The organism is Pseudomonas sp. B707, from assembly GCF_022496685.1.
GTDB lineage: Bacteria > Pseudomonadota > Gammaproteobacteria > Pseudomonadales > Pseudomonadaceae > Aquipseudomonas > Aquipseudomonas paraglycinae.
Map to the genome: position 1 here is coordinate 26368 of NZ_WTVE01000025.1, position 15779 is coordinate 42146.

17 protein-coding genes and 1 pseudogene are annotated in these 15779 nt (G+C 60.3%); 6 read left to right on the forward strand and 12 right to left on the reverse strand.

Features of this window, described 5'->3' with window-relative positions; genetic code table 11:
- Positions 1–11 precede the first annotated feature (11 nt).
- The 4 genes from spoT to GQX66_RS12690 all read right to left on the reverse strand — a co-directional run bounded on the left by spoT (position 12) and on the right by GQX66_RS12690 (position 4104).
- The gene (gene spoT / locus GQX66_RS12675) at positions 12–2117 is read right to left on the reverse strand and encodes a bifunctional GTP diphosphokinase/guanosine-3',5'-bis pyrophosphate 3'-pyrophosphohydrolase (protein ID WP_007954439.1); all 2106 of its coding nucleotides are present in this window, start codon (positions 2115–2117) and stop codon (positions 12–14) included.
- A gap of 57 nt (positions 2118–2174) precedes the next feature.
- A complete protein-coding gene (rpoZ, locus tag GQX66_RS12680) occupies positions 2175–2438 on the reverse strand; it encodes a DNA-directed RNA polymerase subunit omega (RefSeq protein ID WP_003229503.1) in 264 nt (87 codons plus the stop codon).
- A 168-nt stretch (positions 2439–2606) separates the two neighbouring features.
- The gene (gene gmk / locus GQX66_RS12685) at positions 2607–3227 is read right to left on the reverse strand and encodes a guanylate kinase (RefSeq protein WP_003229498.1); all 621 of its coding nucleotides are present in this window, start codon (positions 3225–3227) and stop codon (positions 2607–2609) included.
- Between the two features lie 13 nt (positions 3228–3240).
- On the reverse strand, positions 3241–4104 hold the full coding sequence (locus GQX66_RS12690) for a YicC/YloC family endoribonuclease (RefSeq protein WP_007954440.1): 864 nt from the start codon (positions 4102–4104) through the stop codon (positions 3241–3243).
- A gap of 267 nt (positions 4105–4371) precedes the next feature.
- Here GQX66_RS12690 and rph point away from each other — a divergent pair, with 267 nt between their 5' ends.
- Positions 4372–5094, forward strand: a complete 723-nt coding sequence (gene rph / locus GQX66_RS12695; RefSeq protein WP_003229494.1) for a ribonuclease PH — start codon at positions 4372–4374, stop codon at positions 5092–5094.
- A 29-nt stretch (positions 5095–5123) separates the two neighbouring features.
- Positions 5124–5492, forward strand: coding sequence for a DUF4870 domain-containing protein (locus GQX66_RS12700; RefSeq protein ID WP_007954441.1), 369 nt, complete (start codon positions 5124–5126; stop codon positions 5490–5492).
- A gap of 63 nt (positions 5493–5555) precedes the next feature.
- On the opposite strand, the gene GQX66_RS12705 is transcribed toward GQX66_RS12700, so the two are convergent.
- Positions 5556–6335: an exodeoxyribonuclease III gene (locus GQX66_RS12705; RefSeq protein ID WP_007920349.1), complete on the reverse strand. Its 780-nt coding sequence runs from the start codon at positions 6333–6335 to the stop codon at positions 5556–5558.
- 82 nt (positions 6336–6417) lie between these two features.
- Here GQX66_RS12705 and pyrE point away from each other — a divergent pair, with 82 nt between their 5' ends.
- The gene (pyrE, locus tag GQX66_RS12710) at positions 6418–7062 is read left to right on the forward strand and encodes an orotate phosphoribosyltransferase (RefSeq protein WP_007954442.1); all 645 of its coding nucleotides are present in this window, start codon (positions 6418–6420) and stop codon (positions 7060–7062) included.
- A gap of 69 nt (positions 7063–7131) precedes the next feature.
- Here the strand turns inward: pyrE and argB are convergent, their stop codons facing one another.
- From argB to coaBC, 4 genes and pseudogenes are all read right to left on the reverse strand, one after another.
- Positions 7132–8037: an acetylglutamate kinase gene (gene argB, locus GQX66_RS12715; RefSeq protein ID WP_007954443.1), complete on the reverse strand. Its 906-nt coding sequence runs from the start codon at positions 8035–8037 to the stop codon at positions 7132–7134.
- A 24-nt stretch (positions 8038–8061) separates the two neighbouring features.
- Positions 8062–9438, reverse strand: a pseudogene (locus GQX66_RS12720) (phosphomannomutase/phosphoglucomutase); the annotation flags it as partial.
- 257 nt (positions 9439–9695) lie between these two features.
- Positions 9696–10151 (reverse strand): dUTP diphosphatase, encoded by a 456-nt coding sequence (gene dut / locus GQX66_RS12725; protein WP_007954445.1) that lies wholly within the window; start codon positions 10149–10151, stop codon positions 9696–9698.
- Between the two features lie 5 nt (positions 10152–10156).
- Positions 10157–11365 carry a bifunctional phosphopantothenoylcysteine decarboxylase/phosphopantothenate--cysteine ligase CoaBC gene (coaBC, locus tag GQX66_RS12730; protein WP_085606127.1) on the reverse strand — a complete coding sequence of 403 codons (1209 nt, stop codon included), beginning with the start codon at positions 11363–11365 and terminating at the stop codon, positions 10157–10159.
- A 136-nt stretch (positions 11366–11501) separates the two neighbouring features.
- Here coaBC and radC point away from each other — a divergent pair, with 136 nt between their 5' ends.
- On the forward strand, positions 11502–12176 hold the full coding sequence (radC, locus tag GQX66_RS12735; RefSeq protein ID WP_007954447.1) for a DNA repair protein RadC: 675 nt from the start codon (positions 11502–11504) through the stop codon (positions 12174–12176).
- 132 nt (positions 12177–12308) lie between these two features.
- Here the strand turns inward: radC and GQX66_RS12740 are convergent, their stop codons facing one another.
- A complete protein-coding gene (locus GQX66_RS12740) occupies positions 12309–13895 on the reverse strand; it encodes an ABC transporter substrate-binding protein (RefSeq protein WP_102685871.1) in 1587 nt (528 codons plus the stop codon).
- Positions 13896–14341: 446 nt separating this feature from the next.
- Here GQX66_RS12740 and rpmB point away from each other — a divergent pair, with 446 nt between their 5' ends.
- Together rpmB and rpmG are read left to right on the forward strand one after the other, a co-directional pair.
- Complete coding sequence (rpmB, locus tag GQX66_RS12745) at positions 14342–14575, forward strand: 50S ribosomal protein L28 (protein ID WP_003177273.1); 234 nt, start codon at positions 14342–14344, stop codon at positions 14573–14575.
- A gap of 11 nt (positions 14576–14586) precedes the next feature.
- Complete coding sequence (gene rpmG, locus GQX66_RS12750; protein ID WP_003177274.1) at positions 14587–14742, forward strand: 50S ribosomal protein L33; 156 nt, start codon at positions 14587–14589, stop codon at positions 14740–14742.
- Positions 14743–14894: 152 nt separating this feature from the next.
- Here the strand turns inward: rpmG and GQX66_RS12755 are convergent, their stop codons facing one another.
- A complete protein-coding gene (locus GQX66_RS12755) occupies positions 14895–15101 on the reverse strand; it encodes a hypothetical protein (RefSeq protein WP_085746801.1) in 207 nt (68 codons plus the stop codon).
- 84 nt (positions 15102–15185) lie between these two features.
- Positions 15186–15545: a cupin domain-containing protein gene (locus tag GQX66_RS12760; RefSeq protein ID WP_240869538.1), complete on the reverse strand. Its 360-nt coding sequence runs from the start codon at positions 15543–15545 to the stop codon at positions 15186–15188.
- Positions 15546–15779: the final 234 nt, after the last annotated feature.

The following is a 15779-nucleotide window of genomic DNA, read 5'->3' on the forward strand; positions in this document are numbered from 1 at the left end:
TAATGTTTGAGTTATGCACGCATGCGGGTGATGCGGATCACCCCGGTCAGGGCGCGCAGTTTCTTGATCACGCGGGCCAGGTGCACACGGTCGTGGACGCTGACCACCAACTGGACAACGCTGATGCGGCCATCGCGTTCGTCCATGCTGATTTTCTCGATATTGCCGTCGGCTGCGTTGACGCTGCTGGCCAGCAGGGCGATCAGGCCGCGCTGGTGTTCCAGCTCGACGCGCAGTTCGACGTTGAATTCGCCGGTGACATCCTTGGCCCACGAGAGCTGGATGCATTTTTCCGGGTTGTGGCGGATTTCGCTGATGTTGCGGCAGTTGTCCAGGTGCACGACCATGCCTTTGCCCGCCGACAGGTGACCGACAATCGGGTCGCCCGGGATCGGCGTGCAGCATTTGGCATAACTGAGGACCAAACCTTCGGTGCCGCGAATCGCCAGCGGGCCTTCCGGGCTTGGCAGTTGCTCGCCTTCGCCGAGCAGGCGGCGCGCCACGACGTAGGCCATGCGGTTGCCGAGGCCGATGTCTTCCAGCAAGTCTTCGATCAGTTCGAGGCGGTACTCGGTGAGCATCGCCTTCACGCGTTCGGCCGGAATCTGTTCCAGCGCGCTGTCGAAGCCGTTGAGCACCTTGTTCAGCAGGCGTTCGCCGAGGCTGATGGATTCGGAGCGGCGCTGCAGTTTCAGCGCATGGCGGATGTGTGTGCGCGCCTTGCCGGTGACCACGAAGTTGAGCCACGCCGGGTTCGGCCGCGCGCCGGGGGCGCTGACGATCTCGACCGTGGAGCCGCTTTGCAGCGGTTCGGACAGCGGTGCGAGACGACGGTTGATCCGGCAGGCGATGCAGCTGTTGCCGACGTCGGTGTGTACCGCGTAGGCAAAGTCGACCGCCGTGGAGCCTTTGGGCAGCTCCATGATCCGGCCTTTGGGCGTGAACACGTAAACCTCGTCCGGGAACAGGTCGATCTTTACGCTCTCGATGAATTCCAGCGAGTTGCCGGCGCGTTGCTGCATCTCCAGCACGCCCTTGACCCACTGACGGGCGCGGGCATGGGTGCCTTTCGGCTGCTCGTCGCCGCTGGATTTGTACAGCCAATGGGCGGCGATGCCGTTGTTGGCCATCTCTTCCATTTCGCGGGTGCGGATCTGGATCTCGATCGGTACACCGTGCATGCCGAACAGCGTGGTGTGCAGCGACTGATAGCCGTTGGCCTTGGGGATCGCGATGTAATCCTTGAATCGCCCCGGCAACGGTTTGTACAAATTATGTACGGCACCCAGCACGCGGTAGCAGGTATCGACCTTGTCGACGATGATCCGGAACGCGTAGACGTCCATGATCTCGTTGAAGGCCCGACGCTTGCCGCGCATTTTCTTGTAGATGCCGTAGAGGTGTTTCTGGCGACCGCTGACTTCACCCTGGATGCCGTCGATGGCGAGGCAGTGGCCAAGGGACTCTTCGATCTTGTTGACGATTTCCTTGCGGTTGCCCCGGGCGCGTTTGACGGCCTGGTAGATCCGCGCGGAACGCATCGGATGCATCGCCTTGAAGCCGAGGTCTTCGAATTCGATGCGGATCGCGTGCATGCCCAAGCGGTTGGCGATGGGGGCGTAGATCTCGAGGGTTTCCTTGGCGATACGCCGGCGTTTTTCGCCGGACAGCACTTCCAGCGTACGCATGTTGTGCAGACGGTCGGCGAGCTTGACCAGGATCACGCGAATGTCGCGCGCCATGGCCATGGCCATCTTCTGGAAGTTTTCCGCCTGGGCTTCAGCCTTGGTTTCGAAGTTCATCTGGGTCAGTTTGCTGACCCCGTCGACCAGTTCGGCCACGGTTTCACCGAACTGCGCTTGCAGCGCTTCCTTGGCGATACCGGTGTCTTCGATCACGTCATGCAGCATCGCGGCCATCAGGCTCTGATGGTCCATGTGCATGTCGGCAAGAATATTGGCCACGGCAAGAGGATGCGTGACGTACGCCTCGCCGCTACGGCGGCGTTGGCCGTCGTGGGCTTGTTCGGCGTAGAAATACGCTCGGCGGACCAGGTTGACCTGGTCATTGCCGAGGTAGGTCGATAAGCGATCGGCGAGGGCGTCTATGCTCGGCATGATGTCTCCTGCCGTAGGCTGTGATCCCGCGCCGTGCTACGTCGACCAGGCATAGGCTTAGACGGCCTCGTTGGACTCGTCCTCGAACGCAGCGAAGACAGGGTCTTCGTGAACGATTTCCTGCTCGGCGATGAACTCGTAGCTCATCAGGCCTTCAGCGATTTCACGCAGCGCAACTACGGTCGGTTTGTCGTTTTCCCACTGAACCAGGGGCTCTTTGCCGCCGGTGGCCAGTTGACGGGCACGCTTGGTAGAGAGCATGACCAGCTCAAAGCGGTTTTCCACGTGTTCTAGGCAGTCTTCAACGGTTACGCGGGCCATGGTATTCCTCGGAGCGAATGCAATATGCGCGCTGCCCGGTTGGGCGAGCGGACTCAACAGTTTAAAAAATCACCAGCGATTAGGGAAGCGCTGATTTTTTGACCAGACTCTTCAACGCGCTGCAAGTGCCAATGTAAAGCCCTTGCAGCGGTTTTGGGAAGTGCTGTTTCAGCCCAGCAATTCAGCCAGCAATTTGCCGAAACGCACCTGTTGGCGTTTCTGTTGCAGCTGATTGGCGCGGAAAATCGCTTTCAGATCGTCCAGCGCGTGGGCGAAATCGTCATTGATGATCAGGTAGTCGTACTCGACGTAGTGGCTCATCTCGCTGACCGCTTCACGCATCCGGCCGTCGATGATCTCGTCGCTGTCCTGGCCACGGTTGGTCAGGCGTTGGTGCAGGGCCTGCAGCGATGGCGGCAGGATGAAGATCGAACGGGCCTGCGGCATCAGCTTTCGCACTTGCTCGGCGCCTTGCCAGTCGATCTCGAGAATCAGGTCGTGACCTTCGTCCAGGGTCTGCTGCAGGCGGCTTTGTGAGGTGCCGTAGAAGTTGCCGAAGACTTCGGCGCGTTCCAGGAAGTCGCCGTGCTCGCCCATCTTCACGAACTCTTCGCGGGTTACGAAGTGATAGTTCACGCCGTCCACTTCGCCCGGGCGCATGGCGCGGGTGGTGTGGGAAATCGAGACGCGGATTTCCGGGTTGGCGTCGGTCAGGGCCTTGACCAGGCTGCTCTTGCCCGCGCCTGAAGGGGCGGAAATGATGTACAGGGTGCCGGTGCTGTGGGTCATGTCGGGGGTAGCCTTACTCAATATTCTGCACTTGTTCGCGCATCTGCTCGATCAACACCTTGAGGTTGACCGCCGCCTGGGTGCTGCGCGGGTCGAAGGCCTTGGAGCCCAGTGTGTTGGCTTCGCGGTTGAGCTCCTGCATCAGGAAGTCCAGGCGCCGGCCGGCGGCACCGCCGGACTTGAGCACCCGGCGAACTTCGATGATGTGGGTGCTCAGGCGATCCAGTTCTTCGGCCACGTCGCTCTTTTGTGCGAGCATGACCATTTCCTGTTCCAGACGCTGCGGGTCCATCTCGGCCTTCATGTCGGCGAAACGGTCGAGGACTTTCTGGCGCTGGGTGGCGAGCATCTGCGGAACCAGTTCGCGCAGGGTCACCACGTCTTCCTCGATGGAGGTCAGGCGGTCGTTGATCAGGCGGGCCAGCTCCGCGCCTTCGCGCTCGCGGCCGGCCTTGAGGTCTTTCAGGCCTTGATTGAACAGAGCCAGCGCCTCGGCGTTCAACGCCTGCGGGTCGGTGGCGTCGGCGACCAGTACGCCCGGCCAGGCCAGCACTTCCAGCGGGTTCAGCGCGGCCGGGTTCTTGATCAGGCCGGCAACGGTTTCGGCCGCGGCGACCAGTTGCGCGGCGCGCTCGCGATCCACTTGCAGCGGCTTGCCGGTGCTTTCCTCGGTGAAACGCAGGGTGCATTCCAGTTTGCCGCGCGACAGGCCCTGGCGCAGGGCTTCGCGGACGGCGCCTTCGAGGTCGCGAAACGACTCCGGCAGGCGCAGGTGGGGTTCCAGGTAGCGGCTGTTGACCGAGCGCAGTTCCCAGCTCAGGGTGCCCTGAACGCCGGCTTTTTCGACGCGGGCGAAGGCGGTCATGCTGTGCACCATGGGGTGACCTCGCGATACAGATCGGCGCGAATGGAAGCTCCGCAGCTCGATATCAATGAATTTAAGCCGACTGGCAGCAAAGGCGCAGGATTGTAGCGCAGTGCGGCAGATGCGCCCAAACACACGGTGTGACAAAGGGCTGCAGGCCGTCGGCGAAGCGCGTTTCAGGGCCTTCGGTCGTCGGCCGGATTTTTTAACGAGTGCCCAGGCGCGGTGCGCGGCTCTATAATGCTCCGCAGTTTTCCGTCCCCAGTACAGGTATCTCCTATGAAACGTCCAAGTGGTCGCGCTGCCGATCAGCTCCGCTCGATCCGCATTACCCGCAACTACACCAAACACGCCGAGGGATCCGTACTGGTCGAATTCGGTGATACCAAAGTCATCTGCACCGTCAGCGTCGAAAACGGCGTGCCGCGTTTCCTTAAAGGCCAGGGCCAGGGTTGGCTGACCGCCGAATACGGCATGCTGCCGCGCGCCACTGGCGAGCGTAACCAGCGTGAAGCCAGCCGTGGCAAGCAGGGTGGTCGTACCCTGGAAATCCAGCGCCTGATCGGCCGTTCCCTGCGCGCTGCGCTGGACATGTCCAAGCTGGGCGACGTCACCCTGTACGTCGACTGCGACGTGATCCAGGCCGATGGCGGTACCCGCACCGCGTCGATCACCGGCGCCATGGTTGCGCTGGTCGATGCACTGAAAGTGATCAAGAAGCGCGGCGGCCTGAAAGGCGGCGACCCGCTCAAGCAAATGATTGGCGCCGTTTCCGTGGGCATGTACCAGGGCGAGCCGGTGCTGGATCTGGACTATCTTGAAGATTCCGCCGCCGAGACCGACCTCAACGTGGTGATGACCAGCACCGGTGGTTTCATCGAAGTGCAGGGCACTGCCGAAGGCGCCCCGTTCCAGCCTGAAGAGCTGAACGCGATGCTGGAACTGGCGAAGAAAGGCATGAACGAAATCTTCGAACTGCAAAAGGCTGCACTGGCCGACTGAGCAGGTTCGTAACCCGCAAGGAGGACGCAATGAGTGATGAGCAAGAGTTGCTGCCCAAACCGAGCCAGGAGGTTCGCCAATGGGCCATGTTTTGTCACTTGTCCGCCTTGCTGGGGATCTGGATTCCGTTCGGCACGCTGATCGGGCCGCTGGTTCTGTGGCAGATGAAGCGCGAGACCGATCCGTTCATCGACGCCCAGGGCAAGGAAGCGCTGAATTTTCAGATCACTGTGGCGATCGCTTCGATGATCTGCTTCGTGCTGATGCTGTTGCTCATCGGGTTCGTGCTGTTTGGCCTGCTGGCCATCGCGGCGCTGGTGTTGACGATTATCGGCGGGGTGAAAGCCAACGAAGGTTTCCCGTACCGTTATCCGTTCACCTGGCGGTTGATCAAATAACGAACGATCGCCCACAAAAAAACCGACAGTGATGTCGGTTTTTTTGTGTCTGCGAAAGGCCGCTTAGATGGTCAGCGTCCAGTCGTAGTCGACGATCAGCGGCGCATGCTGCGAGAACCGTGGCTGACGTGGCAGGCGTGCGCTGCGCACGAAGCGCCGCAGCCCTGGAGTCAGGATCTGGTAGTCGAAGCGCCAGCCCAGATTCAGCATCTCGGCCTGTTCGTTGTCCGGCCACCAGCTGTACTGGTCGCCTTCGCGGCTGACTTCGCGCAGGGCATCTACGTAGCCCATGTTGCCGACAATCTCGTCCATCCAGGCGCGTTCCGGCGCCAGGAAGCCCGGTGATTGCTGGCTGTCGCGCCAGTTTTTGATGTCGAGCTTCTGCTGCGCGACGTACAGCGAGCCACAATAAATGTACTCGCGACGTTTGCGCCGCTGTTTGTCCAGGTACTTGCCGAAGTCGTCCATGAGCTTGAACTTCTGGTTCAAGTCCTCATCGCCGTTCATCCCCGAAGGAAGCAGCAAGGTGGCAATACTGACTTTGTCGAAATCTGCTTGCAGGTAGCGCCCGTAGCGGTCGGCCGTCTCGAAACCGAGACCGCTGATGACAGCCTTCGGTTGCAACCGCGAATACAAAGCCACGCCGCCTTGGGCAGGGACTTCAGCATCGCAGGCATAAAGGAAGTAGCCATCCAGTTGGAAGGCTGGGTCGTCCAGTTCAAAGGCGGAGGCACGGGTGTCCTGCAGGCAGATGACGTCGGCATTCTGTGCCTGCAGCCAACTGAGCAAACCGCGCTCGACTGCAGCCTGAATACCATTGACGTTCACACTGATGATCCGCATAAATGGCCCCAAAAATCGCGTGCGTGTATGATACACGGCGTCAAGCTAATTAGCTAAATCCGTGGTATTTGGGGTTTTTTTCATGCAAGCGTATCAGCGCGATTTCATTCGTTTTGCCATCGATCGCGGCGTTTTGCGCTTCGGTGAGTTCACCCTGAAGTCCGGGCGCACCAGTCCTTACTTCTTCAATGCCGGCCTGTTCAACTCGGGTTCCGCGCTGGCGCAGCTGGGGCGTTTCTACGCCGCAGCCATCGCCGAGAGCGGCATTCCGTTCGACGTGCTGTTCGGCCCGGCCTACAAAGGCATCCCGCTGGCGGCAACCACTGCCGTGGCGCTGGCCGAACACCACAACCGTGATCTGCCATGGTGCTTCAACCGCAAGGAAGCCAAGGCCCACGGCGAAGGCGGCAGCCTGGTCGGCGCACCGCTGACCGGTGAAGTGCTGATCATTGACGACGTGATCACTGCCGGCACCGCGATCCGTGAAGTGATGCAGATCATCGCTTCCCAGGACGGCGCCAAGGCCGCCGGTGTGCTGATCGCCCTGAACCGTCAGGAGCGCGGCAACGGCGAGCTGTCGGCGATTCAGGAAGTCGAGCGTGATTTCGGTATCCCGGTCATCAGCATCGTGTCGCTGAACCAGGTGCTGGAATTCCTGGCTGACGATCCGCAGCTCAAGCAGCACCTGCCAGCCGTTGAAGCATACCGCGCCCAGTTCGGCGTCTGATCGCAGCTTCAGGCAAAAAAAGACCCCGCTCAGCCAGGCTGAGCGGGGTCTTTTTGTTTGCGCGAGCGCTTATGGACGCTTGCGATTGCTGATCAGCGTACCCACACCGGTGTCGGTGAAGATTTCCAGCAGGATCGCGTTCGGCACGCGACCGTCGATGATCAGCGAACTGCCAACGCCGCCCTGTACCGCTTCCAGCGCGCAGCGGATCTTCGGCAGCATGCCGCCGTAGATGGTGCCGTCGGCGATCAGGTCGTCGACCTGCTGGGTGCTCAGGCCGGTCAGTACGGTGCCCGACTTGTCCATCAGGCCGGCGATGTTGGTCAGCAGCATCAGCTTCTCGGCTTTCAGCGCTTCAGCAACCTTGCCGGCCACCAGGTCCGCGTTGATGTTGTACGACTCGCCGTTTTCACCCACACCGATCGGTGCGATCACCGGGATGAAGTTGCCTTTGACCAGCAGGTTCAGCAGTTCGGTGTTGATTCCGACCACTTCGCCCACATGGCCGATGTCGATGATTTCCGGCTGGGTCATCTCCGGGGTCTGGCGGGTGACGGTGAGCTTCTTCGCGCGAATCAGCCCGGCGTCTTTACCGGTCAGGCCGATGGCGCTGCCGCCGTGACGGTTGATCAGGTTGACGATGCTTTTGTTGACCTGGCCGCCGAGGACCATTTCCACCACGTCCATGGTCGCGGCATCGGTGACGCGCATGCCGTCGACGAAATGGCTTTCGATCGACAGGCGTTTGAGCAGATCACCGATCTGCGGGCCACCGCCGTGCACGACCACCGGGTTGATGCCCACGGCCTTCATCAGCACGATGTCGCGGGCGAAGCCGGTTTTCAGCTCCTCGCTTTCCATCGCGTTGCCGCCGTATTTGATCACCAGGGTCTTGCCGACGTATCGGCGGATGTAAGGCAGCGCTTCGGACAGGACCTTGGCAGTGTTGGCGGCGGCATCGCGTTCGAGGGTCATTCAGGGCTCCGGGTGAATCAGCAATCAGAACGGTAGTTGGAGATCAGGTGCAACGCGTTTCAGTTGGGCATGGAACACAGCCTTGATGCGCTGCAGTTCCGCCTCGTCATCGGCCTCGAAGCGCAGCACCAGCACCGGTGTGGTGTTGGACGCGCGCACCAGGCCCCAGCCTTTGGCGTAGTCGACCCGCACGCCGTCAATGGTGGTCAGGTCGGCGCCTGGGCCCCACTGCGCATCGTGCAGTGCATCAATGATGCTGAATTTGCTCTCTTCGGTCACATGGATATTGATTTCCGGCGTGGAAATATCGTTCGGGAAGGTCGCGAACAGCTCCTCGGCCGAAGATTTTTCCTTGCTGAGGATTTCCAGCAGCCGTGCGGCGCTGTAAATGCCGTCGTCGAAACCGAACCAGCGTTCCTTGAAGAAAATGTGCCCGCTCATTTCGCCGGCCAGCAGTGCGCCGGACTGTTTCATTTTCTTTTTGATCAACGAGTGACCGGTCTTCCACATTAGCGGCCGACCGCCATATTCCTTGATCAGCGGGATCAGGCGACGGGTGCATTTGACGTCGAAGATGATCTCCGCGTCCGGGTTGCGCGCCACCACGTCACGGGCGAACAGCATCAGCAGACGGTCCGGAAAGACGATGGTGCCGGTGTTGGTCACCACACCGACGCGGTCGCCGTCACCGTCAAAGGCCAGGCCGATGTCAGCTTGGGTTTCCTTGACCTTGGCGATCAGGTCGACGAGGTTCTCAGGCTTGCCCGGATCCGGGTGATGGTTCGGGAAGTTGCCGTCGACTTCGCAGAACAGCGGGATGACTTCGCAGTTCAGCGCTTCGATCAATTGCGGGGCGATCACGCCGGCCGCGCCGTTGCCGCAATCCACCACGACTTTCAGGCGGCGGGCCAGTTTGATGTCCTGGACGATTTCGGTGGTGTAGCGGTCGAGAATCTCGACCTGGGTCACGCTGCCCGTGCCGCTGCTCAGATTGCCGGTCTTGATGCGTTCATGCAGGACCTGAATCTGTTCGTTGGCGAGGGTGTCGCCGGCGATCACGATCTTGAAGCCGTTGTAGTTCGACGGGTTGTGGCTGCCGGTGAGCATCACGCCGGATTTGCCGGCCAGCACATTGGCGGCGTAGTAGAGCGCCGGGGTCGGCACCAGGCCGACGTCGCTGACGTGGCAGCCGCTTTCGGCGATACCGCGGATCAGTTCGGCAACCAGTTCCGGGCCGGACAGGCGGCCGTCACGACCGACGGACACGTTCGGCTCGCCCTGGGCCAAGCTCTGGGAGCCGATGGCGCGGCCGATCCAGTAGGCGGTTTCGGCATTTAGGAATTCCGGCACGGTGCCGCGAATGTCGTAGGCGCGGAAGATGCTGTCGGGAAGCTTCGGGGCGACTTGGGCGGGGGTGCTCATCTGCAAAAATGCTCCATCTCGAAAGTGGCTGGACACACCGACGATTCATTCGACGGCAAGCTCAAACTGAAGGGTATGACGGCGGTTTTCACAGAGAGTTCGTGGTGTGAAAGGGCCATGACGCCTTGTACGGCGTGGCTTTGGCCTGTCAATGCCTTGATTTTCAGCGGTAAAGCTTGCAGATGATTCTGCGTATTTTTATGGCGAAGGAGCAGGCTCCCTCGCTATAAAGCCAATCACTTGGTGCCGGAATGGCCGAAACCGCCAGCGCCGCGTTCGGTTTCGACGAACTCTTCAACCATTTCGAAGTGCGCCTGAACCACCGGGACCAGCACCAGCTGCGCCAGGCGCTCGCCGACCGGCATGGTGAATTCGGTCTGGCCACGGTTCCAGCAGGAGACCATCAGCGGGCCCTGGTAGTCGGAGTCGATCAGGCCGACCAGATTGCCCAGCACGATGCCGTGCTTATGGCCCATGCCCGAGCGCGGCAGGATCAGCGCTGCGAGGTTCGGATCGCCGATGTAGACCGACAGACCGGTCGGAATCAGCACGGTTTCACCCGGTTTGATCACGATGTCCTCTTGCAGCATGGCGCGCAGGTCGAGGCCGGCGGAGCCCGGTGTGGCGTATTGCGGCAGCGGGAATTCGGTACCGATGCGTGGGTCGAGGATCTTGGCTTGCAAAGCGTGCATGTAAATTAAACCTGGTTCAGACGTTCGGCGATAAAAGTGACCAGTTGGCGAGCGATCTTGCTCTTGCTGGTCTGGGCGAAAACCGTGGCGTGCAGCGCACGGTCGATGACGCTGCAGGCGTTTTCTTCGCTGTTGAAACCGATGCTCGGGTTGGCGACGTCGTTGGCGACGATCAGATCGAGATTCTTGTCCTTCAGCTTGCGTGCAGCGTAGTCGAGCAGGTGTTCGGTCTCGGCGGCGAAGCCGACACTGAACGGACGGTCGGGACGGGTCGCGATGGTGGCCAGGATGTCCGGATTGCGCACCATTTGCAGGACGAAGCCGTCGCCGCTCGTAGGGTCTTTCTTCAATTTTTGCGGGGCGACGACTTCCGGACGGTAGTCCGCAACCGCCGCCGAGGCGATAAAGATGTCGCAAGGGATCGCGGCTTCACACGCGGCGAGCATGTCGCGGGCGCTGACCACGTCGATCCGGGTGACGCGATCCGGCGTCGGCAAATGCACCGGGCCGCTGATCAGCGTGACGCGGGCGCCGGCTTCCACCGCCGCTTCCGCCAGGGCGAAACCCATTTTGCCGGAGCTGTGGTTGGTGATGTAGCGCACCGGGTCGATGTTTTCCTGGGTCGGGCCGGCGGTGATGACCACGTGCTTGCCGGTCAGCGCCTGACGCTGGAAGCAGTCCGCCGCGAGCTGGGCCAGATCGGTGGCTTCCATCATGCGGCCCATGCCGACGTCGCCGCAGGCCTGGCTGCCGGAGGCCGGGCCGAAGGTCTTCAGGCCACGGCTTTCAAGGAGTTGCAGGTTGGCCTGGGTCGCCGGGTCGCGCCACATGGCCTGGTTCATGGCCGGGGCGACCGCGACGATGGCGTCGGTGGCCAGCACCAGCGTGGTCAGCAGGTCGTTGGCAATGCCTTGGGCCAGACGGGCCAACAAGTCGGCGGTCGCCGGGGCGATCAGCACCAGATCGGCCCATTTGGCCAGTTCGATGTGGCCCATTGCGGCTTCAGCAGCCGGGTCGAGCAAGTCCAGGTGAACCGGGTGGCCGGACAGGGCCTGCATGGTCAGCGGGGTGATGAATTCGCTGCCGCCGCGGGTCATGACCACGCGCACTTCGGCGCCCTGGTCGATCAGGCGGCGCACAAGGTCGGCGCTCTTGTAGGCAGCAATGCCGCCGCCGACGCCCAGAACGATGCGTTTCCGATACAGCCGCTGCATAGGTCTGCCTTTACATTTCGTTGGTGACATACGTGGCGAAACCCCCTCCCCAGAGTGAATTCGCCCGCAAAAAAGATGGGCTACGATATCACAGCGACCGCTACGGAACAGCGGCGCCCACAGACAAGGAAGGTGTATGAGTATTCGCGATTGGCCGGCGGCTGAAAGGCCGCGGGAGAAGCTGTTGGAACAGGGCTCGGGAAGTCTTTCCGATGCCGAATTGCTGGCGATTTTTCTGCGCACGGGTGTATCCGGCAAAAGCGCGGTGGATGTCGCGAGACACCTGTTGGGTCAGTTCGGCAGCTTGCGAGCCTTGCTTGAGGCCGATCTCGCAACGTTCAGTGAGCAATTGGGCCTGGGCCCGGCGAAGTTCGCCCAATTGCAGGCCGTGCTGGAAATGGGCCGGCGACACCTGGCCGAGCGCATGCGCCAGAAAACGGCGCTGGAAAACCCGCAGGTCGTACGTGATTACCTCAAAGCCATGCTGCGCCACGAACCGCACGAGGTGTTCGGTTGCCTGTTTCTCGACTCCAAACATCAGGTGCTGACCTTCGAGACGCTGTTTCGCGGCTCGATCGACAACACCGCCGTGCATCCCCGGGAAGTCGTGAAACGTTCCCTGGCCAACAACGCGGCGGCGGTGATCCTGTGCCACAACCATCCGTCGGGGAACAGCGATCCGAGTCAGGCTGATCGATTATTGACCAAGCGTTTGCAGAAGGCTTTGGAGCTGATCGACGTGCGGGTGCTGGATCACTTCATCGTTGGCGATGGCGAACCGTTGTCGATGGCGGAGTGTGGCTGGATGTAGATCCGAGGGGAGAATGCAAAACCCTGTGGGAGCTGGCTTGCCAGCGATGACGGCGGCACATTCAGCACAATGTTGGCTGTCAGTCCGCTATCGCTGGCAAGCCAGCTCCAACAGGTTTTGTGTTGTGGCGGGTTATTTGAGGGTGACTTTGGAATAGTCTTGCCGACCGAACGGGGAGACCGAGTAACCCTGAACGTCCTTACGCGTCAGCGCATACGCCGTAGGATGCGCCAGCGGCAGCCACAACGCCTGCTGCTGGATCTGCGCCTGTGCCTGTTCGTAGAGCTTGGTGCGTACGCCTTGCTCGCTGGTGGTCTTGCCGGCGCTGATCAGTTTGTCCAGATCGGCATTGCAATAGCGGGCGAAGTTGGTGCCGGACTTCACCGCCGCGCAGGAAAACTGCGGGGTCAGGAAGTTGTCCGGGTCGCCGTTGTCGCCAGCCCAGCCCATGAACAGCAGGTCATGTTCGCCAGCCTTGGCGCGACGAATCAGCTCGCCCCATTCGATCACGCGGATTTCTGCCTGAATGCCGATTTCCGCCAGATCCGATTGCAGCAGTTGTGCGCCGAGGCTCGGATTCGGGTTCAGCAGGCTGCCGGACGGGCGGGTCCAGATGGTGGTCTGGAAACCGTCCTTCAATCCGGCCTTGGCCAGCAGGGCCTTGGCCTTGTTCACGTCGTGGGCGTAACCCGGCAGGTTCTTCGCGTAGCTCCAGGTGTTCGGCGGATATGGACCGTTGGCGGCTTCGGCGGTGTCTTCGAATACAGCCTTGAGGTAGTTGGCCTTGTCGAACGCGAGGTTGATCGCCTGGCGCACTTCCGGTTTGTCCAGCGGCGGATGCTGGCTGTTGATGCCAACGAATGCGGTCATGAACGCGTCAGTTTTTTCGACTTTCAGCGTCGGCTCCTGCTTCGCGGCCTGTACGTCCAGCGGTTTTGGCGACAGGGCAATCTGGCACTCGTTGCGCCGCAGCTTTTGCAGGCGCACGTTGGCGTCCGGAGTGATGGCGAAAATCAGTGGGTCCACCGCAGGCTTGCCACGGAAGTAGTCCGGGTTGGCCTTGTAGCGGATCGAGGCGTCTTTCTGGAACCGGGTGAACACGAACGGACCGGTGCCGACCGGCTGGCTGTTGAGCTTGTCGGTGGCATCGGCCTTCAGCAGCTTGTCGGCGTATTCAGCAGAATAAATGGAGGCGAAACCCATGCTCAGGGTCGCGAGGAACGTCGAGTCCGGGTGGTCGAGGGTGAAACGCACGGTCAGCGGATCCAGCGCGTCGATCTTCTTGATCAGGCTCGGCAGCTGCATCGACTGGGCGTGTGGGAAGCCGCTCTGGGCGACTTTGTGCCACGGGTTGGCCGGGTCGAGCATGCGGTCGAAGCTGAATTTGACGTCTTCGGCAGTCAGTTCGCGGGTCGGCTTGAAGTAGTCGGTGCTGTGGAACTTCACCTGCGGGTGCAGCTTGAACACGTAGGTAAGGCCGTCAGTGCTGACTTCCCAGCTGTCGGCCAGGCTAGGGACGACCTTGCCGCTGGCGGTGTCAAAGTCCACCAGGCGATTCATCAGCACGTCCGCCGAGGCGTTGGTGGTGGTCAACGAGTTGTATTGCACCACGTCGAACCCTTCGGGGCTGGCCTCGGTGCAGACGCTCAGGGCGGCGGCCTGGGCCAGTGGACTCAGTAACAGCGGGGCGAAGAGCAGGGGGAGGGCAGCGAGGCGCATGGTCGGCTTCCTTTACAGATCGAAGGCCCATCTGCAAGTGCAGTCTGGAAAAGGCCTACCCTAGTGGTCGCGATTGCAAATGACTATCCCCTTTTTGCATTTTCGGGGCTGCGCGGTGGAGGATTTGTCGGAAGAGACGATGGGAAAAGTCTCGATCGCGGGTATGATCGGTTTTCTTCGACGAATGGTAAAAATTGCCGGCGGCCTTTGTCCAAGGCGCTTGCGGCCGGGAAAAGCGGCTTTTTAGCCATTCTTTGCACACGGAAAGTTGTTGCTCCGTGGTCTTTCTGGTATAAAGCAGCGCTCTTTTCTAGGGGCCCGGTTCCTTCGCTTGTAGGTGTAGCCGGTAAGACCTCTAAAGAATCGCGGCGCCTGGCGCCACAATGACTAGAGATTAAGCGGCCAACCCATGCCGGGTTGGGCATGTGGTTTTAGAGGGCTGAGGCATGTCTAGAGTATGTCAAGTTACCGGTAAGGGTCCGGTGACTGGGAACAACATTTCCCACGCAAACAACAAAACCCGTCGTCGTTTCCTGCCGAACCTGCAGCATCACCGCTTCTGGGTTGAAGAAGAGAAACGTTTCGTACGCCTGCGCGTTTCCGCCAAAGGCATGCGTATCATCGACAAGCGTGGCATCAGCGTTGTGCTGGCCGAGCTGCGTCGCGACGGCAAGGTTTAAGGGAGCTAATCATGCGTGAATTGATTCGTTTGATCTCGAGCGCCGGTACTGGTCACTTCTACACTACCGACAAGAACAAGCGTACTACCCCGGACAAAATCGAGATCAAGAAATATGATCCGGTTGTTCGCAAGCACGTGATCTACAAGGAAGGCAAAATCAAGTAATTGATTTTTCCCGGCTTACGAAAAAGGCCCGTATCTCACGATACGGGCCTTTTTTGTTGTCCGGCAATTGTGGTGGCCGGTGGGATCGCGACAAAAAAGGCCTGCATCTCGCGATGCAGGCCTTCGAAAGGTAAGCCTTTCAGTGGCGCCAATTATTCGTGGATCTGAAACGACAGGATCTTGCCCTCGTTGCAGATGAAGATGTCTACGGTCCTATACCTGGCCCGGAGGTTATCTGGCCCTTGAATTGGCCCGTTGGCGGTGAAACCGGTCAGTTCGTTGATATAGGCCTTTACGGTCTCTACATACGGGGTGCCGATCAAGTGGTGAATCTTGTTGAAAGCTTCTATTTTGGTCATGCCGCATTTCCTTATACGTGACGGGAATGTCCTTATGGACGACCCGATTTTCAACCCGTCAGCATTCGGTCGTGCGTTACATAGTTATTTTTCTTCGAAGATCACGTAGATCTTGCGGCAAGCCTCCAGCACTTCCCAGGTGCCACGAAAGCCGGCCGGAATCACAAAGCGGTCGCCGACACGCAGGGTCTTGGCATTGCCTTCACTGTCACGCAGCACCGATACGCCCTGCAGGATTTCGCAGTATTCGTGCTCGGTGTAATTCACCGTCCACTGACCTACCGCACCTTCCCACACGCCGACACCCATTTGCCCGCAAGGGCTGTCGTACTGATTGAACACCGCTTGCTCGGGATCACCCTTGAGCACTTTGGCCGTGTCCGGGCGATAGCGTTCGGCTTCGGTTGTGGTCAGGCTGATGTCGACGACGTTCTGGATGTTCATTGTTGTTTTCTCCCGTGATGACGGCGCGATGGCGTGAAAGGGCCAAAGTCTATGTTGATTAAATTGAACGCCGCAAGGCCGTATGGCGAGCTTATGTCAAATATATTGAAACAACCCCGGTCGCTGGTTTAGGGTGGCGGATGCCTTGGGCCGAAAAGCAGGCTGGCCGGGCAGTATTCCTGAGGACGACCGCGACGATCGCGGCGCTCGTATTGAACAAGAGGAGGACACTCG

Coding starts and splice junctions, on each gene's coding strand:
- spoT (WP_007954439.1), bottom strand. CDS start 2,117: ATGCCGAGCATAGACGCCCTCGCCGATCGCTTATCGACCTACCTCGGC.
- rpoZ (WP_003229503.1), bottom strand. CDS start 2,438: ATGGCCCGCGTAACCGTTGAAGACTGCCTAGAACACGTGGAAAACCGC.
- gmk (WP_003229498.1), bottom strand. CDS start 3,227: ATGACCCACAGCACCGGCACCCTGTACATCATTTCCGCCCCTTCAGGC.
- GQX66_RS12690 (WP_007954440.1), bottom strand. CDS start 4,104: ATGGTGCACAGCATGACCGCCTTCGCCCGCGTCGAAAAAGCCGGCGTT.
- rph (WP_003229494.1), top strand. CDS start 4,372: ATGAAACGTCCAAGTGGTCGCGCTGCCGATCAGCTCCGCTCGATCCGC.
- GQX66_RS12700 (WP_007954441.1), top strand. CDS start 5,124: ATGAGTGATGAGCAAGAGTTGCTGCCCAAACCGAGCCAGGAGGTTCGC.
- GQX66_RS12705 (WP_007920349.1), bottom strand. CDS start 6,335: ATGCGGATCATCAGTGTGAACGTCAATGGTATTCAGGCTGCAGTCGAG.
- pyrE (WP_007954442.1), top strand. CDS start 6,418: ATGCAAGCGTATCAGCGCGATTTCATTCGTTTTGCCATCGATCGCGGC.
- argB (WP_007954443.1), bottom strand. CDS start 8,037: ATGACCCTCGAACGCGATGCCGCCGCCAACACTGCCAAGGTCCTGTCC.
- dut (WP_007954445.1), bottom strand. CDS start 10,151: ATGCACGCTTTGCAAGCCAAGATCCTCGACCCACGCATCGGTACCGAA.
- coaBC (WP_085606127.1), bottom strand. CDS start 11,365: ATGCAGCGGCTGTATCGGAAACGCATCGTTCTGGGCGTCGGCGGCGGC.
- radC (WP_007954447.1), top strand. CDS start 11,502: ATGAGTATTCGCGATTGGCCGGCGGCTGAAAGGCCGCGGGAGAAGCTG.
- GQX66_RS12740 (WP_102685871.1), bottom strand. CDS start 13,895: ATGCGCCTCGCTGCCCTCCCCCTGCTCTTCGCCCCGCTGTTACTGAGT.
- rpmB (WP_003177273.1), top strand. CDS start 14,342: ATGTCTAGAGTATGTCAAGTTACCGGTAAGGGTCCGGTGACTGGGAAC.
- rpmG (WP_003177274.1), top strand. CDS start 14,587: ATGCGTGAATTGATTCGTTTGATCTCGAGCGCCGGTACTGGTCACTTC.
- GQX66_RS12755 (WP_085746801.1), bottom strand. CDS start 15,101: ATGACCAAAATAGAAGCTTTCAACAAGATTCACCACTTGATCGGCACC.
- GQX66_RS12760 (WP_240869538.1), bottom strand. CDS start 15,545: ATGAACATCCAGAACGTCGTCGACATCAGCCTGACCACAACCGAAGCC.